This window comes from Belnapia arida, assembly GCF_016773205.1.
Classification (GTDB): Bacteria; Pseudomonadota; Alphaproteobacteria; order Acetobacterales; family Acetobacteraceae; genus Belnapia; species Belnapia arida.
Genome location: NZ_JAETWB010000229.1, coordinates 1 through 235, shown reverse-complemented (window position 1 = coordinate 235; position 235 = coordinate 1). Strand labels below are relative to the sequence as shown.

1 protein-coding gene is annotated in these 235 nt (G+C 71.5%); it reads right to left on the bottom strand.

The genetic code is table 11. The features are described 5' to 3' along the window. A partial coding sequence (locus JMJ56_RS36355) for a transposase (RefSeq protein ID WP_236039100.1) occupies positions 1 to 235 on the bottom strand: 235 nt, incomplete at both ends.

Genomic DNA, 235 nt, shown 5'->3' with positions numbered 1-235 from the left:
CGTTCACCGGCCGTCGCTCCAGCAGGCGGTCAACCCAGCCGGTCGAGCTATCAGCTGCCCGCTTGCGCCAGCCGACGGCCGCTCGCGCGCCGTGGACCAGCAGGCGGCGGATGTAGCCATCGCCTCTCTTGCTGATGCCCCCGAGCCGCTCCTTGCCACCGCTCGACCTCTGCTGCGGTACCAGCCCCAGCCAGGCGGCAAACTGCCGCCCGGAGCCAAACTGACGTGGGTCGCC